The 14,857-nt window shown below is 71.1% G+C and carries 16 protein-coding genes and 1 tRNA gene; 7 read left to right on the top strand and 10 right to left on the bottom strand.

Features of this window, described 5'->3' with window-relative positions:
- The first annotated feature begins 15 nt into the window (after nucleotides 1–15).
- The 3 genes from OG259_RS08380 (at nucleotide 16) to OG259_RS08370 (ending at nucleotide 1,411) form a co-directional block, all read left to right on the top strand.
- Nucleotides 16–103 (top strand) — tRNA-Leu (locus OG259_RS08380).
- Nucleotides 104–250: 147 nt separating this feature from the next.
- The gene (locus tag OG259_RS08375; RefSeq protein ID WP_328941672.1) at nucleotides 251–619 is read left to right on the top strand and encodes a zinc ribbon domain-containing protein YjdM; all 369 of its coding nucleotides are present in this window, start codon (nucleotides 251–253) and stop codon (nucleotides 617–619) included.
- 183 nt (nucleotides 620–802) lie between these two features.
- Nucleotides 803–1,411: a DUF4352 domain-containing protein gene (locus OG259_RS08370; RefSeq protein WP_328941671.1), complete on the top strand. Its 609-nt coding sequence runs from the start codon at nucleotides 803–805 to the stop codon at nucleotides 1,409–1,411.
- Between the two features lie 6 nt (nucleotides 1,412–1,417).
- Here OG259_RS08370 and OG259_RS08365 read toward each other — a convergent pair whose 3' ends face one another.
- From OG259_RS08365 to OG259_RS08355, 3 genes are read right to left on the bottom strand one after another with little or no spacing between them, the layout of a single operon-like run.
- Entirely contained in the window at nucleotides 1,418–2,128 is a 711-nt protein-coding gene (locus OG259_RS08365; RefSeq protein WP_328941670.1) for a class I SAM-dependent methyltransferase, read from the bottom strand.
- Between the two features lie 54 nt (nucleotides 2,129–2,182).
- Nucleotides 2,183–2,680: a hypothetical protein gene (locus tag OG259_RS08360; protein ID WP_328941669.1), complete on the bottom strand. Its 498-nt coding sequence runs from the start codon at nucleotides 2,678–2,680 to the stop codon at nucleotides 2,183–2,185.
- 5 nt (nucleotides 2,681–2,685) lie between these two features.
- Nucleotides 2,686–3,123, bottom strand: a complete 438-nt coding sequence (locus OG259_RS08355; protein WP_328941668.1) for an ATP-binding protein — start codon at nucleotides 3,121–3,123, stop codon at nucleotides 2,686–2,688.
- Between the two features lie 265 nt (nucleotides 3,124–3,388).
- Between OG259_RS08355 and OG259_RS08350 the strand changes: the two genes are divergently transcribed.
- The 3 genes from OG259_RS08350 (at nucleotide 3,389) to OG259_RS08340 (ending at nucleotide 5,394) form a co-directional block, all read left to right on the top strand.
- Entirely contained in the window at nucleotides 3,389–4,264 is an 876-nt protein-coding gene (locus tag OG259_RS08350; protein ID WP_328941667.1) for a helix-turn-helix domain-containing protein, read from the top strand.
- Nucleotides 4,265–4,501, top strand: coding sequence for a DUF397 domain-containing protein (locus OG259_RS08345; RefSeq protein ID WP_015037566.1), 237 nt, complete (start codon nucleotides 4,265–4,267; stop codon nucleotides 4,499–4,501). It begins immediately after the preceding gene.
- A gap of 74 nt (nucleotides 4,502–4,575) precedes the next feature.
- Nucleotides 4,576–5,394 carry an SAM-dependent methyltransferase gene (locus OG259_RS08340; RefSeq protein WP_266898769.1) on the top strand — a complete coding sequence of 273 codons (819 nt, stop codon included), beginning with the start codon at nucleotides 4,576–4,578 and terminating at the stop codon, nucleotides 5,392–5,394.
- Between the two features lie 82 nt (nucleotides 5,395–5,476).
- Here the strand turns inward: OG259_RS08340 and OG259_RS08335 are convergent, their stop codons facing one another.
- On the bottom strand, nucleotides 5,477–7,363 hold the full coding sequence (locus tag OG259_RS08335; protein ID WP_328941666.1) for a M64 family metallopeptidase: 1,887 nt from the start codon (nucleotides 7,361–7,363) through the stop codon (nucleotides 5,477–5,479).
- A gap of 69 nt (nucleotides 7,364–7,432) precedes the next feature.
- Entirely contained in the window at nucleotides 7,433–8,776 is a 1,344-nt protein-coding gene (locus tag OG259_RS08330) for a 6-phospho-beta-glucosidase (protein ID WP_328941665.1), read from the bottom strand.
- 114 nt (nucleotides 8,777–8,890) lie between these two features.
- Between OG259_RS08330 and OG259_RS08325 the strand changes: the two genes are divergently transcribed.
- Nucleotides 8,891–9,340, top strand: a complete 450-nt coding sequence (locus OG259_RS08325) for a YchJ family protein (protein WP_328941664.1) — start codon at nucleotides 8,891–8,893, stop codon at nucleotides 9,338–9,340.
- 151 nt (nucleotides 9,341–9,491) lie between these two features.
- Here OG259_RS08325 and OG259_RS08320 read toward each other — a convergent pair whose 3' ends face one another.
- The 5 genes from OG259_RS08320 to OG259_RS08300 form a co-directional block, all read right to left on the bottom strand.
- Complete coding sequence (locus OG259_RS08320; protein ID WP_328941663.1) at nucleotides 9,492–10,175, bottom strand: TetR/AcrR family transcriptional regulator; 684 nt, start codon at nucleotides 10,173–10,175, stop codon at nucleotides 9,492–9,494.
- Nucleotides 10,176–10,177: 2 nt separating this feature from the next.
- The gene (locus OG259_RS08315; RefSeq protein ID WP_328941662.1) at nucleotides 10,178–10,813 is read right to left on the bottom strand and encodes a hypothetical protein; all 636 of its coding nucleotides are present in this window, start codon (nucleotides 10,811–10,813) and stop codon (nucleotides 10,178–10,180) included.
- 137 nt (nucleotides 10,814–10,950) lie between these two features.
- Nucleotides 10,951–13,071 (bottom strand): MDR family MFS transporter, encoded by a 2,121-nt coding sequence (locus tag OG259_RS08310; protein WP_328941661.1) that lies wholly within the window; start codon nucleotides 13,069–13,071, stop codon nucleotides 10,951–10,953.
- 86 nt (nucleotides 13,072–13,157) lie between these two features.
- Nucleotides 13,158–13,409 (bottom strand): hypothetical protein, encoded by a 252-nt coding sequence (locus OG259_RS08305; protein ID WP_371635200.1) that lies wholly within the window; start codon nucleotides 13,407–13,409, stop codon nucleotides 13,158–13,160.
- 355 nt (nucleotides 13,410–13,764) lie between these two features.
- Nucleotides 13,765–14,823 (bottom strand): ATP-dependent DNA ligase, encoded by a 1,059-nt coding sequence (locus OG259_RS08300; RefSeq protein WP_328941660.1) that lies wholly within the window; start codon nucleotides 14,821–14,823, stop codon nucleotides 13,765–13,767.
- Between the last annotated feature and the right edge of the window lie 34 nt (nucleotides 14,824–14,857).

Below are 14,857 nucleotides of genomic sequence, written 5' to 3'. Positions count from 1 at the left end.
AGCGACAGACACCTTGTCCGGGTGGCGGAATGGCAGACGCGCTAGCTTGAGGTGCTAGTGCCCTTTATCGGGCGTGGGGGTTCAAGTCCCCCCTCGGACACCAGCGGAAATGCCGGTCGATCTCGTATCGACCGGCATTTCGCGTTGTGCGGCGGTGACCTCCAGCGGGCTTCCGATCAGGCCTCCAGCGGGCCCCGGCGGGCCCCGGTGGCCTGGGGCGGCGGGCCGGGAGCCCGCCTATCCTGGGGGAGTGATCGAGAACATTCCCCCCTGTCCCCAGTGCTCCAGCGAGTACACCTACGAGATGAACAATCTGGTGGTGTGCCCCGAGTGCGGCCACGAGTGGGTGCCGGCCGCCGACGGCGCGAGCGGTGCCGCGCCTGCGGAGGCGGGCGGGGAGCGCGTGATCAAGGACGCCGTCGGCAACGTGCTGAGCGACGGCGACACGGTGACCGTCGTCAAGGCGCTCAAGGTCAAGGGCAACCCCTCCGGGATCAAGGCGGGCACCAAGGTGCGCAACATCCGCCTGGTCGACGGGGTCGACGGGCACGACATCGACTGCAGGATCGACGGCTTCGGCGCCATGCAGCTCAAGTCCAGCGTGGTCAAGAAGGCCTGAGCCGCGCGGCGGCCGATGCCGTCGTGCGAGTGGCGGAGGCACGCCATGGCCGAAGGAAAGACTCCCGGACCGACGCCGTCGGACGGCGGCCGACCACCAGCCGGTCCGCCCTCCGGCCCGCTGAGCGCCCCCTCGTCCCCGGATCACCCGCCGCCTCGCCGGCGGGTCCTTCTCATCGCCCTGGTGGGCGGGCTCGTCCTCGTCGTCGGACTGGTGGGCGTCCTGATCGGCGCGGGGGCCTTCGGCGGCGGCCGCGGTGAGGGGACGGCGGGCGATTCGACCCCGCCACCGCCCGTGTCGACGTCACCGGAGGCCAGGGCCACGTCAGTGCCGCCGAGCTCCGAGACGCCCACCCCCCGGAGTTCCTCCGGTGAAGGTGAAGGTGAGGGTGACGGTGACGTTCGTGCCTTCGGCCGGACGCAGGGGTACGAGGACGGGGTCGAGGTCACCGTGTCGGCGCCGGTCGCTTTCACTCCGTCGACCGGAGCGGCCGGGCACACGGCGGGCAACGCGACGGTGGCCGTGGACGTCACCGTGCGCAACGGCGGCGACGTGCGGCTTGAGCTGGCGACCGTGCAGGTACAGGTCAGGGACAGCGCGGGCCGTGCGGCCGGGCGGGTGTTCGACGCGGAACCCCACCTCGGGGCCGGGCTCTCGGGGACCCTGCTGCCCGACAGGAAGGCGTTGGCGGCCTACAACTTCGACGTACCACCGACCAAGGGCTCGGTCCTCGACGTCGAGGTGAAGGTCGGCGAGCGGCCTTCCCTCTTCTGGAGCGGCGAGGTCGGGTAGGGGCGCCTACTTCTTCCGCGCCACCACCAGGCGGCACCTGGGGCTGCCGTCGTCCCGGCGGCCCAGGGGCTCGACCGGGGTGAAGCAGACGTCGAAGCCCGCGTGCTCCAGGCGGGAGCGGACGTCCGGGAGGCGGAAGGTGCGGTAGTACATGACGAACGGTGGGCGCCAGAGCGCGTTGCGGACCCGCATCGTCGCGTCGAAGCCCCACAGGATCCAGTAGAGGCGGGAGCCGACCGGGGGCGGGGCGGGGACGGGGAAGGCGAACGTGCCGCCGGGGCGGAGCGAGCCGTGGACCTGGGCGAACAGGGTGCGCTGCTCGTCCGGGAGGAAATGGCCGAAGGCGCCGAAGCTGACCGCCAGGTCGAAGACCGGGGCGAAGGGCAGGGCCAGGGCGTCGGCGCGGACCAGGGTGGCGGTGGGGTGGGCGTCGCGGGCCCGGGCCAGCATGCCCGCACTGAAGTCGACGCCGGTGACCGGGCCCGCGCAGACCGAGCGGAGGACGTCGAGTCCGGCGCCGGTGCCGCAGCAGACGTCGAGCCCCGAGTCGAAGGGGCCGAGGGTCTCCAGGGTGTGGGTGACCGCGGTCAGGAGGCGGTCGGAGGTGCGGAACGGGGTCGCGTCGAACTTGTCCGCGAGCAGGTCGTAGCCGTGCTCGACGGAGGAGAGGGCCTGGACGGTCAGCTCGCGGAGGCTGGGACCCTGCGGGGTGAACATGTCCCCGACCCTATGCCGTCGCCACCGTCCGTGGCAGTGCGCTCGGGTCGAGTGTCAGAGCGCGCTGCGCACCGGAGGCGCGGCCCAGGACGGCGCGATCCCCGTCAGCTGGCAGACCAGCAGGTAGAGGGGGATGGGCGGCGTGTAGGGGGAGGTGCCGTCGGGGTGGTGGATGAGGCGGGGCAGGCGGTCCGGGATCTCGGCGCCACGCGCGTAGCAGGCGGGCAGCGGCCAGGTCACGTCGTGGTCGGAGCCCGCCGGGACCAGCCACCACCACCAGTCGGAGTCGGCGTAGACGCAGCCCTTGGCGGGGAGGCGGGAGAGGATCTTGAAGCCGAAGCGGGCGGGGACGCCGACGGCGTCGCAGCCGAGGCCGGCGTGGAGTCCGACGGGCACGGCGAGGCGGGTGGCGCCCAGCTCACGGGGGTGGGCGATGCCGGAGGCGCCTCGGGCGTCGGTGCGAGGCTCGGGCGAGCGGCGGGGTTCCGGCACGCGGCCGGTGAGGTGGGACCTGCGGGCCCCGGGGAGCAGCGGGATCATGCGGGTGGCCATGGACCTCAGCATGTTTCCCCCGTGCCGTGGGCCAGCTCGGCCCAGACGACCTGGGCGGTGCCGTGTCCGGTGCGGTCGGCGCCCCAGGCGGTGCACAGCGCGTCGACGATGAGGAGTCCGCGGCCGCGTTCGTCCACGCCGCAGTCGCGTATCCGGGGTCCTGCCGGGCCGCCCTCGTCCCGCACGGCTATCCGCAGGGTGTCCTCGCCCTCGCGGAGCTCGCATATGAACCGGTCGCTGGCGGTGTGCACGACGGCGTTGGTGACGAGCTCGGAGACGACCAGGGCCACCGTGTCGCGTATGTCGGGGCCGCAGCCCCAGAGAATGAGCCGTTCCTCCGCGAGCCGACGGGCCCGCGCGACCGACTGGGTGAGGGCGGGCAGCTCGAAGGCGAAGCGGCGGACGGTGTCGGTATCGGTCTGCGGCAGTGGGCGCGGGGCCATGACTCGGGGACTCATGAGACCTGAAGGCTGCGCGTTACCAGAAGCCACGACCGGTTCCTCACAACAGTGGGCAGGACTGCCGTACGGCGCTGTCGCCGTGGCCTGGTGGGCGCACGGCGGCAGCGTGTACTGGTTCACACCGGAACACTGTCCTCCTGAGTCGGACACTTGGCAAGTGGCACTCTGAAAATTCCAGAGTGCTGTGTTCTCTCTGGCCCGGCTTCGTGTCACACTCGTCGAAACAGTGCGTCGGGGAGGTCTGAGAGTGAGCGAGCCGCGGTCCGCCCCCACGGTGGGACAGGTCGTTCTCGGCAGGCGCCTGCAGGATCTGCGGGAGCGAGCCGGCCTGAAGAGGGAAGAGGCCGCGAAGATCCTCCGGGTGGCCCCTGCCACCGTCCGGCGGATGGAGACCGCCGAGGTCGCACTGAAGATTCCGTACGTGCAGCTCCTGTTGAGGGAGTACGGGATCACGGACTCGGAGGCCGAGGGGTTCATCGCCCTCGCGGAGGAGGCCAACCTCCCCGGCTGGTGGCAGCGGTTCCACGACGTGCTGCCCGGCTGGTTCTCCATGTACGTCAGCCTGGAGGGGGCGGCCGGTCTCATCCGGGCCTACGAGCCCCAGTTCGTCCCCGGTCTGCTCCAGACCGAGGACTACGCCCGCGCCATTCTGCGCAGCGGGGCGGTCGGCGGCGGCAGCGATGCCGCCAAGGACGAGGACGCCGAGCGGCATGTAGCCCTACGGATGGAGCGCCAGTCCCTGCTGACCAGGGAGGACGCCCCGAAGTTCTGGGTGATCATGGACGAGACGGTGTTCCGCCGACCGGTCGGCGCCGGGCCCGAAGTGATGCGCGACCAGCTCGACCGGCTGCTCGAAGCGTCGGAGCTGCCGAACGTCACCCTGCAGATCGCGGAGTTCGCGTCCGGCCACCATCCCGGCACCTACGGACCGTTCGTCCTCTTCCGCTTCGCCATGCCCGAACTGCCGGACATGGTCTACAGCGAGTACCTGACCGGCGCCGTCTATCTCGACGCGCGCCCCGAGGTGGCATCCCACCTGGAGGTCATGGACCGCATGGCGGCTCAGGCCGCGACTGCACAACGCACGAAGGAGATCCTTCGGGATCTCCGCAAGGAGCTGTGAATGGATCGCATATACAACGGCATGCCCGCCGCTGAGCTCGGTGCCGAGGGTTGGCACAAGCCCTGGAGCGGCGGGAACGGGGGCAACTGCGTGGAGGCCATGAAGCTGGCCGACGGCAGAGTCGCCGTGCGACAGTCCGCAGACCCTGAAGGACCCGCGCTCATCTACACCCACGGGGAGATCGCAGCTTTCATCCAAGGGGCCAAATCCGGTCAGGCTGACTTTCTGCTCACCTGACCCCTTCCGTCACGCCCCTACCGTCGCGTAACTCTTGCTGTAGCGCCACTCGTTCATCCCGACCAGGAGAGCCGATGACCCAGGACCCCGCATCCCCGCGGAGTGAGATACGCATCGACACCAGCACGCCGCATCCGGCACGCATGTACGACTGGTTCCTGGGCGGCAAGGACAACTACCCGGTCGACGAGGCGATGGCGCGCCAGCTGCTCACCGTCGACGCCCGGGGCCGGGACATGGCCCGCGTCAACCGGGCCTTCATGCACCGCGCCATCCGCTGGCTCAGCGCCCACGGCGTCCGCCAGTACCTCGACGTCGGTACGGGCATCCCGACCGAGCCCAACCTGCACCAGATCGCGCAGGGGGCCGCGCGGGACTCCCGGATCGTCTACTGCGACAACGACCCGATCGTGCTCGCGCACGCGGCCGCCCTGCTGCGCTCGACCCCGGAAGGGGCCACCGAGTACATCCAGGCGGACGCCCGCGAACCCGAGATCATCCTTGAAAGGGCCGGAAAGGTCCTTGATTTCGATCAGCCCATCGCGCTGTCGATGCTCGCCCTGCTGCACTTCGTGGGGGACGAGGACGGCGCGTACGAGCTGGTCCGCAAGCTCGTGGACCAGTTGGCGCCGGGCAGTTACCTGGTCCTCTCCCATGTCACCGGGGACTTCAACCCCGAGGGCGCGGCGGAGGCGGTCGCGATGTACAAGGCGCGCGGGCTGACCCTGCGGCCCCGCTCGCGGGACGAGCTGGCCGCGTTCTTCGACGGCATGGAGTTCGTCGAGCCCGGCGTCTCGCTCACCGCCGAGTGGCACCCGGAGCTGGGTGAGCCGGTCCCGGTGCCGGGCGACGAGCCCATCCCGGGATGGGCCGCGGTGGCCCGCAAGCTCTGACGGGAACAGCGCGAAGCTCTGACCGGACAGGAACAGTGCGAAGGAGGCCCGCCGACAAGTCGTCGGCGGGCCTCCGTTCGTTCTACGGCTCCACCAGCGTCACCCGGAAGCTCCGTGCCGGGCCGACGTTTCCGGCCGCGTCGATCGTGCGGTACTCGATCGTGTGCGTGCCGTAGTCGGGGGTCGCGTCGTCCCACGGCACCGCGCGGCTCCGGCCCAGCTTCCCGTACACGAGGTCGTCGATCACCGTGCCGCCCGGCGTGAAGCGGAACGGCGCGTCCGCGTCCGTCGGCCAGCCGTAGTACGTGTACCAGCCGTCGCCGTCGACCCGGAACTGGCTCACCACCGCGCCCTCCTGATCGTCCCGCGCGGTCAGCCGCATCGTGAACGGGCCGTCGTAGACGTACTCCACGGGGCTCCCGGGACGTCGTACCGTACGCAGCGGATCCGACAGCTCGTACGACGCGGAGGCCGCGCGGGCGTCCACGGTCCAGCTCAACGTCTCTTCCGTGCCCGTGAGATGGGCCGTCAGGGTGTGGGTGCCGGGGGTGAGACGGAACGAACGCAGGTCCAGGTCGCGGTCGTTGGGGCCGGTCGTGACGGGCCGGCCGTCAAGGCGCCAGCGCACGGCAGGGGTTCGGTCCACCGCGTGGGTGGTGTCCGCGTGGACGACCGACCGGGCGCCGACGGGTGAGCCGGTGGGCGTGTGGCCGGTGAACGCGGCCCCGGTTCCGTCGCGCGCGGTGGTGAGGGACGGGTCGATCGTCCAGCCGACGGTCCGGGTGAGCGCCTCCGAGGCGCGGACCGCCGGGTCGCGGACGAAGGGTGTCGGGTCGGTGACCGTCGCCGTGAGCGTGTGCGCGCCGGGGGTGAGACGCAGTTTCCGCAGGTCGACCGTGCGGGCTCCGCGCGTGGGCAGGGTCCGCCCGTCAAGCCGCCAGGTCACGGCGAGCGCGCCGCCGACCGGGTGCAGGGTGTCCACCCACACCGTCCGGTCCGCCCCGATCGGCGCGGTGGCCGGAGTGTGGTCCTGGATCAGGTTCACCTTGGCGGAGATCGCCTGGACCATCACCTCGCGCTCCACCTGGTCGAAGGCGTAACCGAGGGTCTTCATCAGGGAGTGGCGGCTCGGTCGCCAGACGCCCTTCGTGCTGTACATGCCGCCCTCGAAGTGGCCGATGACGCCGCCCGACTCGCTCTCCTCGCCGAGCCAGCGCCACCACTTGGCCCGCTGCTCCAGCATCTGGCGTTCCGTCAGGAGCGTGTGGTGGGTGGAGGAGGGCTCGGGGCCGGAGTACACCCCGCCCGGCACCCCTCGCCCGTAGTAGTCGTACTCGTCCTGGAGGCCGCCGAGCGAGTGGCCTATCTCGTGCGGGGTGATGAGCGACGAGAGCGCGTTGCCGCCGGACGCGGTGGCGTAACTGCCGCCCGCGCCACCGTAGGTGGAGCTGTGAGCGAGGGCGACGATCTGCCGGTTGGCGCGGCTCGTGCCGGGGACGAGATCGGCGAGCGCGCCGGCCTTGCGGCTGTCGACGGTCAGCAGCCGCTGGACACTGCCCGGGTTGCAACCGCCCCAGAACCCCATGTCGAGCGCGGTGTCGCGGACGGGGGCGTCAAGGCCGGGGTCGCAGTCCACGCCCGACTCGGCCGAAGGGGCCTCCACCGCCCAGACGTTGATGTACGAGCGGTACGAGGCGAAGGGCTCGATGCTCCACAGGGTGTTCAGATGTCGTTCCAGGTCCGCGCGGAACGCGGGCATCTCCGCCGCGGTGTAGCCGTCGCCCATGAACACCAGGTTGAACCGCCGGTCCGCCGGCCCTGTGGTCTGGACGGGGACGACGGCCGGACCGTCACCGTTCGCGGGTGTCTCCGCCGCCGCCGGTACGGTTCCCACCAGGCCGACGGCCAGCAGGCAGACCGCGACGAGACGGGCCACCTCTCGCCGAACTCCCTTGTTCTGTGAGGTCATGGGGCGCGAGCCTAGGCCGCGCCCCCGGCCTCGTAAAGATGTTCGTCAGCCGTACAAGCGGGTGTCGATTCAGTGCCGCAGGTACGCCAGGCCCGCGTGCTCCGCCGTGTAGCCCTCCACCAGCCGGCGGGCCACCGTCACCGAGTCGACCAGCGGATGGAGGGCGAAGGCCTTGACGGCCGTCGCCCGCGAGCCGCTCTCCGCCGCCGCGAGGACCTCCCGCTCCACCGCCTTCACCGCGGTCACCAGGCCGACCGCGTGGTATGGCAGCGGGGACACCGACACGGGATGGGCGCCGTTCGCGTCCACGAAGCAGGGCACCTCGATCACCGCGTCCGCGTCGAGCGAGGCGAGCGTCGTGCCGTTGCGGACGTTGAGGATCAGGGTGGCCCGCTCATTGCGAGCGACCGCCCGCATGAGGGCGAGCGCCACCTTCTCGTAGCCGCCCGACTCCAGGTCCTCCTCGTCGCGCTCCCCGATCCCGGCGGCCTTCCGGTTGGCCGCCATGTAGGTGGCCTCCCGGTCGGCGAGCGTACGGTGCCAGGCGTCGAGGGCGCCGGTGTCGGGCTTCCCCATCTCCTCGTAGAAACCGGCCTGTTGGTCACGGAGATAGGCGCCGCGCGTCCGCTCCGCGGTCCGGTAGGCGTGCACGGCCTCCCGGTTGAAGTAGTAGTAGTGCAGATACTCGTTGGGGATCGAGCCCAGCGAGCGCAGCCACTCCGGGCCGAACAGCCTGCCCTCCTCGAAGGAGCCGAGCGCCTCCTCGTCGGCGAGCAGCCGCGGCAGCTCGTCCCGGCCGGCGATCCTCAACCCCCTCAGCCAGCCCAGGTGGTTGAGGCCCACGTAGTCGATCCAGGCCTCGTCCGGGTCGGCGCCCAGGATGCGGGCGACACGGCGGCCCAGGCCCACGGGGGAGTCGCAGATGCCGACGACCCGGTCGCCGAGGATCCGGGACATCGCCTCGGTGACCAGGCCCGCCGGGTTGGTGAAGTTGATGACCCAGGCGTCCGGGGCGAGTTCGGCGATCCTGCGCGCGATGTGCACGGCGACCGGAACGGTCCGCAGACCGTACGCGATACCGCCCGCGCCCACCGTCTCCTGGCCGAGCACGCCCTCGGCGAGCGCGATCCGCTCGTCGGCGGCCCTGCCCTCCAGACCTCCGACCCGGATCGCGGAGAACACGAAGTCGGCCCCGCGCAGCGCCTCGTCCAGATCCGTCGTCGCCGTGACGCCGGGTGCGTCCGGTACGCCCTCGCCCTGCTCCGCGAGGACCCTGGCGATGGCCGAGAGCCGCCCCTCGTCGAGGTCGTACAGGGTGACATGGGTGACCCGCCCCTCGGCGTGATCGCCGAGGAGAGCGCCGTACACCAGCGGCACCCGGAACCCGCCGCCTCCGAGAATCGTCAGTTTCATGCTCGTACGCTACTCGGACGCACCCTCTGAGCAGCGGGATTCCGCCCCGGCGTCCACGCGGCCGTCCACATGCCGGGCGCGGGCGCCGTGCACCCGGTGGGGGACAATGGCGGCATGTCCCGACGCAAGACCCGCCCGCGCCCGTCCGCCCCCCGCCCGTCCGCGCCCGCCGTGACGGCGGAATCTCCCTGCCCGTGCGGCCTCGACGCCCGGTACGGCGCGTGCTGCGGCCGGTTCCACACGGGTACGGGTGGCACGGCGCCCACCGCCGCACTCCTCATGCGCTCCCGCTACAGCGCCTTCGTCGTCCGCGACGAGGCGTATCTGCTGCGCACCTGGGCGCCGGAGACGAGGCCGGGCGAGGTCGACTTCGACCCCGGCCTGCGCTGGACCGGCCTGGAGATCGAGGAGACCACCGAGGGCACTGCCTTCCACCAGCGTGGCACCGTCACCTTCACGGCGCGCCACGTCCACGACGGCGAACCGGGTGCGATGCGCGAACGGAGCCGCTTCGCCCGCCACGAGGGCGCGTGGGTGTACGTGGACGGCGACGTCACCGGCTAGGCCCTGTCCGGCCGATCATGTTCGGAGCCGGACCGCGAGGGCTGCCGCTGACGTGGTCCCACCCGACGGGCACAGCCGTGCTTGTCGTGACGGGTGGCCACTGCCCTGGCGTGCTTGAGCTTGTTGATCGCCCGTTCGACGGTAGGGCGTTTCACGAAGTCCGGGTCTTGAGGCCGTCGAGGACGAGACTCAGGCCGAATTCGAGGGCGGGTCTGACGTCGCCGTCGTCCTCCACGACGCCTGATGTCATGAGGGACGCGAGAGTGGGGAACTGGCCGGGCTGGATGACCTGGGCGAGCAGGTTCCCGTATTCGGAGCCGGACGGGACGATCTCGGCGGCGATCCGGGCCAGGTCGCGGACGGCGCTGGAGATGAACATGGCGGTGGCGACCAGGTTCTCGGCCGCGAGGCCGGACTGGGCCAGAGGCCGCAGAAGGGCCTCGAACCAGGCCAGTTCGTGGGGACCTGTCGGGGCGCCGGTGGTCGCCACGCGCAGCATCCAGGGGTGGGCGAGGTAGAAGTCCCAGGCCGCGTCGGCCCAGTTCAGGATCTCGGTGCGCCACTCCCTGCCCGAATCCGCCGGGGGCAGGCCTTGAGCGCGGTCGACCATGAGGGCGACGAGCTGGTCCTTCCCCGGGACGTGCCGGTACAGGGCCATCGCGGTGTAGCCGAGTTCGCCGGCGACCCGCTGCATCGACACCGCGCCCAGGCCCTCGGCGTCGGCCAGCGCGATGGCGGCCTCGACGATGCTGTCGACGCCGAGGGCGGACCGAGCGTTCTGCCGCGTCTTCCAGAGGAGTCGGAAGGTAGCCGCCGCGCTCTTGTCCGCTGACACTTCTACCGCCGATTCTCCGAGGCCGATCCCGGTTGGCCAGCATAGTGGCGGGCGTAACGGTGACGGAGCAGCGCGATGCCGACCGCGAGGACCCAGTAGGCATAGAGGCTGGCGATGGTCGCCGTCGTGCCCCAGCCATTGGCGCTGAAGAACTGTCCGGTGTCGTTTCCGAAATACAGCGACGGGACGAATGCGAGATTGATCAGGGCGATGGCGTAGGCGGATCGGGCGGCCCACCGCGACAGCAGTCCGGACCGGACGGCGGCGTACCCGGCGGCCGCCAGGAACACCGCGGTGAGAATGCGCCCGATCGAGCCGTACAGCAGATAGGAGCCCTCGGCGGTGATCGTCGGATCGACCGGCTCCTCGGCGGCGATCACCTCCCCGGCCTGCAGGGAGTGCGCGACGAAGGTGACCGCGATGTAGGCCAGTGCCGCGCCGTGGGCGAGGTCCGCGACCCAGCCGCAGGCCGGGTCCGCCCGGCGGACGAGCTCGCGGAGCCCGGTGGTGAAGCCCAGGAGCAGGGTGAGCACGACGAGGCTGAGCATGATGCGGGTCAGCACGTCGGAGTCGGGCGGTGCCCCGTCGTGGACGAAGTAGAGCGGCACCTCGATGACCTGCAGGACCGTGAACGCCACGCCGGCTGTTCCGGTGGACTTCCGCAGGGATAAGCCGTCCGTGCGCGATGTTGTATATGGCATACGCAAAAGTATAGGGCGTATACCTGCGGCTGGTGCAAGCAGAATCCGCACGGTCGGCTTCTGGGCGTCGGCGGTCAGACGCCGGCGGTCCGGCTCAGTGCGCGGCCGCCGTCGCTGTCGGGCGAGCGGTCGGGGAGGCCGTTCGCGAGGTCCTCGGCGACGACCTTCTTGGCGATGGCGTCCGTCGCCACCCGCAGTTCGGGGCCGCTGGGCCGACCGCTCTCCTGCTCGACGCGGTCCGAGAGCCAGTCGCCCCACGCGTGCGTGATCACGTCCGCCTCGCGCTTGCCCGCCGGGGTGTGGGAGAGCAGATGGCCGTCACGGGTCAGGAAGCCCTCGTCGACCATCCGGTCGAAGACCGGCAGCAGCACTTCGGGCGGGACCCGGCGCCCCGCCGAGATCAGTCCCAGGCTCGCGTGGCCGACCGTCCGCGTGTAGAGCTCGACCTGCATCACCGCCCACGCCCCGGCCGTGTCGAGCCGTGTGTCCGAGTCGTCGAGGATCCGCCGTGCGGTGGCGAGGTCGATCCGGCGCATGATCCTGCCCACGACCAGTTCCAGGTGCTGTGCGGAGTCACCCGACGAGGTGGGCGCGGAGAAGCCCTCACCCATGTCGGGTGCGGCGGCGCGCGCCGAGTCGCGGAGCGTCACCTGCTTGAGGAAGAGCGCGACGACGAAGCCGACGGCGGCGACCGGCACCGTCCAGAGGAAGACGGTGTGGAGGGTGTCGGCGTAGGCGTTGACGATGGGTTCCGCCACCTGCTCCGGCAGGCCGTGCACGCCGTCCGGGCTCTGCGCCGCCTGTGCGACCTCCGACGGGTCCAGGCCCAGGCTGGCGGCGATGGCGGAGGCCTCCGCGACCCCGGCCCGGAGGTTGGGGGTGAGGGAGTTGACGTAGATCGTGCCGAAGACGGCGGTGCCGAAGGAGCTGCCGAGGGTGCGGAAGAAGGTGACGCCGGAGGTGGCGGTGCCGAGGTCGGCGTAGTCGACGGTGTTCTGCACGGCGATGGTGAGGACCTGCATGCACAGGCCGATGCCTACGCCGAGCACGAACATGTACAGCGACGCGAGCCAGGTGTCGGTCCCCGGTTCCATCAGCGACAGGAGATAGAGGCCGATGCCCATCACCAGGCAGCCGACGATCGGGAAGATCCGGTAGTGGCCCGTCTTGCTGACCACGTTGCCGCTGAAGACGGAGGCGATGAGCAGACCGATGACCATGGGGAGGGTGCGGATGCCGGAGACCGTCGCCGAGTCCCCGTCGACGTACTGGAGGTATGTCGGCAGGAACGTCATCGCGCCGAGCATGGCGAAGCCGACGACGAAGCTCAGCACGGAGCAGACGGTGAAGACCGGATTGCCGAACAGCCGCATGGGCAGCATGGGTTCGGCCGCGCGGGTCTCCACCCAGCAGAACAGGGCGAGCGCGAGGACACCGCCGGCGAAGAGGCCGATGATGACCCCGGACGTCCAGGCGTACTCGTTGCCGCCCCAACTGGTCGCCAGGATCAGGGCGCTGGCTCCGGCGGCGACCAGCGCGATGCCCGCGTAGTCGATGATCGGCTTGCTCGCCGAGCGTACGGAGGGGATCGTGCGGGCGGCGGCGATGACGACCAGGATCGCGATGGGCACGTTGACGTAGAAGGCCCAGCGCCAGGTGAGGTGGTCGGTGAACAGACCGCCGAGCAGCGGGCCGATGACGGTGGCGACCCCGAACACGGCCCCGATCGCACCCTGGTACTTGCCGCGTTCGCGCAGCGGGATCACATCGGCGATGAGCGCCATCGAGGTGACCATCAGGCCGCCCGCGCCGATGCCCTGGAGGCCGCGCCAGACGATCAGCAGCGTCATGTTGGTGGCGAGTCCGCAGAGGAACGAGCCGGTGATGAAGACGATCGCCGAGATCTGGAAGATCACCTTGCGGCCGAAGAGATCGCCGAACTTGCCGACGAGGGCGGTCGCGACCGTCTCGGCGAGCAGGTATGCGGTGACCACCCACGACATGTGGGCGGCGCCGCCGAGATCCGAGACGATCGTGGGCAGGGCGGTGCCGACGATCGTCTGGTCGAGCGCGGCGAGGAGGACACCCAGCATGATCGTGCCGAAGACGATGTTGCGGCGGCGGCGGTCGAGCACGGGTGGCTCGGTGGCGGCCGGGGCCGGGGGCGCGGGCGCTGCGTCGCTGGTCGTGGTCACTCTCGCAGCGTCACATCGGCCCCGACCGGGTGCATGCGGGGGACGGCCGAACGGGCGGACCGGTGAGGCGTGGTCCGGCCGGACCGTCAGGGTGTGACCGGCAGCTTCGGGTGGTGCTTGGCGAGGATCTTGTTGGCACGTGCGAGCGCGGCGAGGGCGTGCTCACGGTCCGCCCGGTCCTCCGCGCACAGGGGTCCCCGGAAGCGGTACACCTCGCGCGCCGCGCAGTCCGCGTCGACCTCGGCCTGGAGGACGTGCAGCGGCAGGCAGGAGCCGATCAGCGCGGCGACACGGTCGGGGATCGGGACGGGTACGAGGCGCGAGGGTGAGGTGATCACGGGTCAGTCCTAGTGGGTCCGGGAAGCGTACGGAAGGGTCTGCTCTCCATACGTACCGGATCGCCGTACGGGTTCCGGCACGGCGATGTCGCGGTGGGGCAACGACGCGACGGCGCTCCGGAGGCGCTCGGGGGTACCCGGGCGGGCGAGCGGGTACGGCCGCCGGGTGCGGCCGGGGGCGTTCTCGCAGGTACGGGCCCGGGCGGTCGCCAAGGGATTGTTCACCGTCCCTGCGTATCGCCCGTACGTACGACGAACGCGTGCTCGACAGAGGGGTGTTGGGGCCGACGGGGCGCTCGTCGAATGTGAAGCATCTCACTCGGCGGATCGGCGTCCTCCGGACACGGTCCGGACGCTACGTCAGGATCTCGGACAGGTCGTACGAGACGGGCTCGTCCAGCTGCTCGTACCCGCAGGACTCCGGAGCCCGGTCCGGGCGCCACCGTTTGAACTGCGCCGTGTGCCGGAAGCGGTCGCCCTCCATGTGGTCGTACCCCACCTCGCAGACCCGCTCGGGCCGTAGCGCCACCCACGAAAGGTCCTTCTTCCCCGACCAGCGGCTCGGCGCACCGGGCAGCCGCGCCCCCGCGTGCGCGGCCTCCTCCGCCCAGGCCGCCCACGGGTGCCCGTCCGGAGGGTCCATCCGCAGCGGCTCCAGCTCCTCGATCAGCTCGGCCCGCCGCTGCGCGGTGAAGGCCGCGCACACCCCGACGTGCTGGAGGGCGCCCTTGTCGTCGTACAGGCCGAGGAGCAGCGAGCCGACCACCGGGCCGCTCTTGTGGAAGCGGTAGCCGGCCACCACGACGTCGGCCGTCCGCTCGTGCTTGATCTTGTACATCAGACGGGCGTCCGGCCGGTACGGCAGGTCGAGCGGCTTGGCGATCACCCCGTCGAGGCCCGCCCCCTCGTACTGCTCGAACCAGCGGGCGGCCTGCTCGGCGTCCCGGGTCGCCGGGGCCAGATGGAGCGGCGTGTCGACCCCGTCGAGCATCCGCTCCAGGGCCTCCCGGCGCTCGCTCAGCGGGGTGTCGAGCAGCGAGGTGTCGCCGAGCGCGAGCAGGTCGAAGGCCACGAACAGCGCCGGGGTCGTCTCCGCCAGCATGCGGACCCGGGAGTCGGCCGGATGGATCCGCTCGCTGAGCCGGTCGAAGTCGAGGTGGCCGCCGTGCTCGATGACGATCTCGCCGTCGACCACACAGCGCTCCGGCAGCCGGGCGGCGAGCCCCTCGACCAGCTCGGGGAAGTAGCGGGTGAGGGGCTTGCCGGTGCGGCTGCCGATGACGAGCTCCGGCCCGTCGCGGTGCACGATCGCGCGGAAGCCGTCCCACTTCGCCTCGTACTGCATCCCGGGCGGGATCCGCTTGACCGACTTGGCGAGCATCGGTTTCACGGGCGGCATCACCGGAAGATCCATGGGGCGATTGTCCGGTATGCGGGACTTGTCGGCG

Source organism: Streptomyces sp. NBC_00250, assembly GCF_036192275.1.
Lineage (GTDB): Bacteria > Actinomycetota > Actinomycetes > Streptomycetales > Streptomycetaceae > Streptomyces.
The sequence above is the reverse complement of the archived record's forward strand: the minus strand, read 5'-3'. Positions and strand labels throughout refer to the sequence as shown.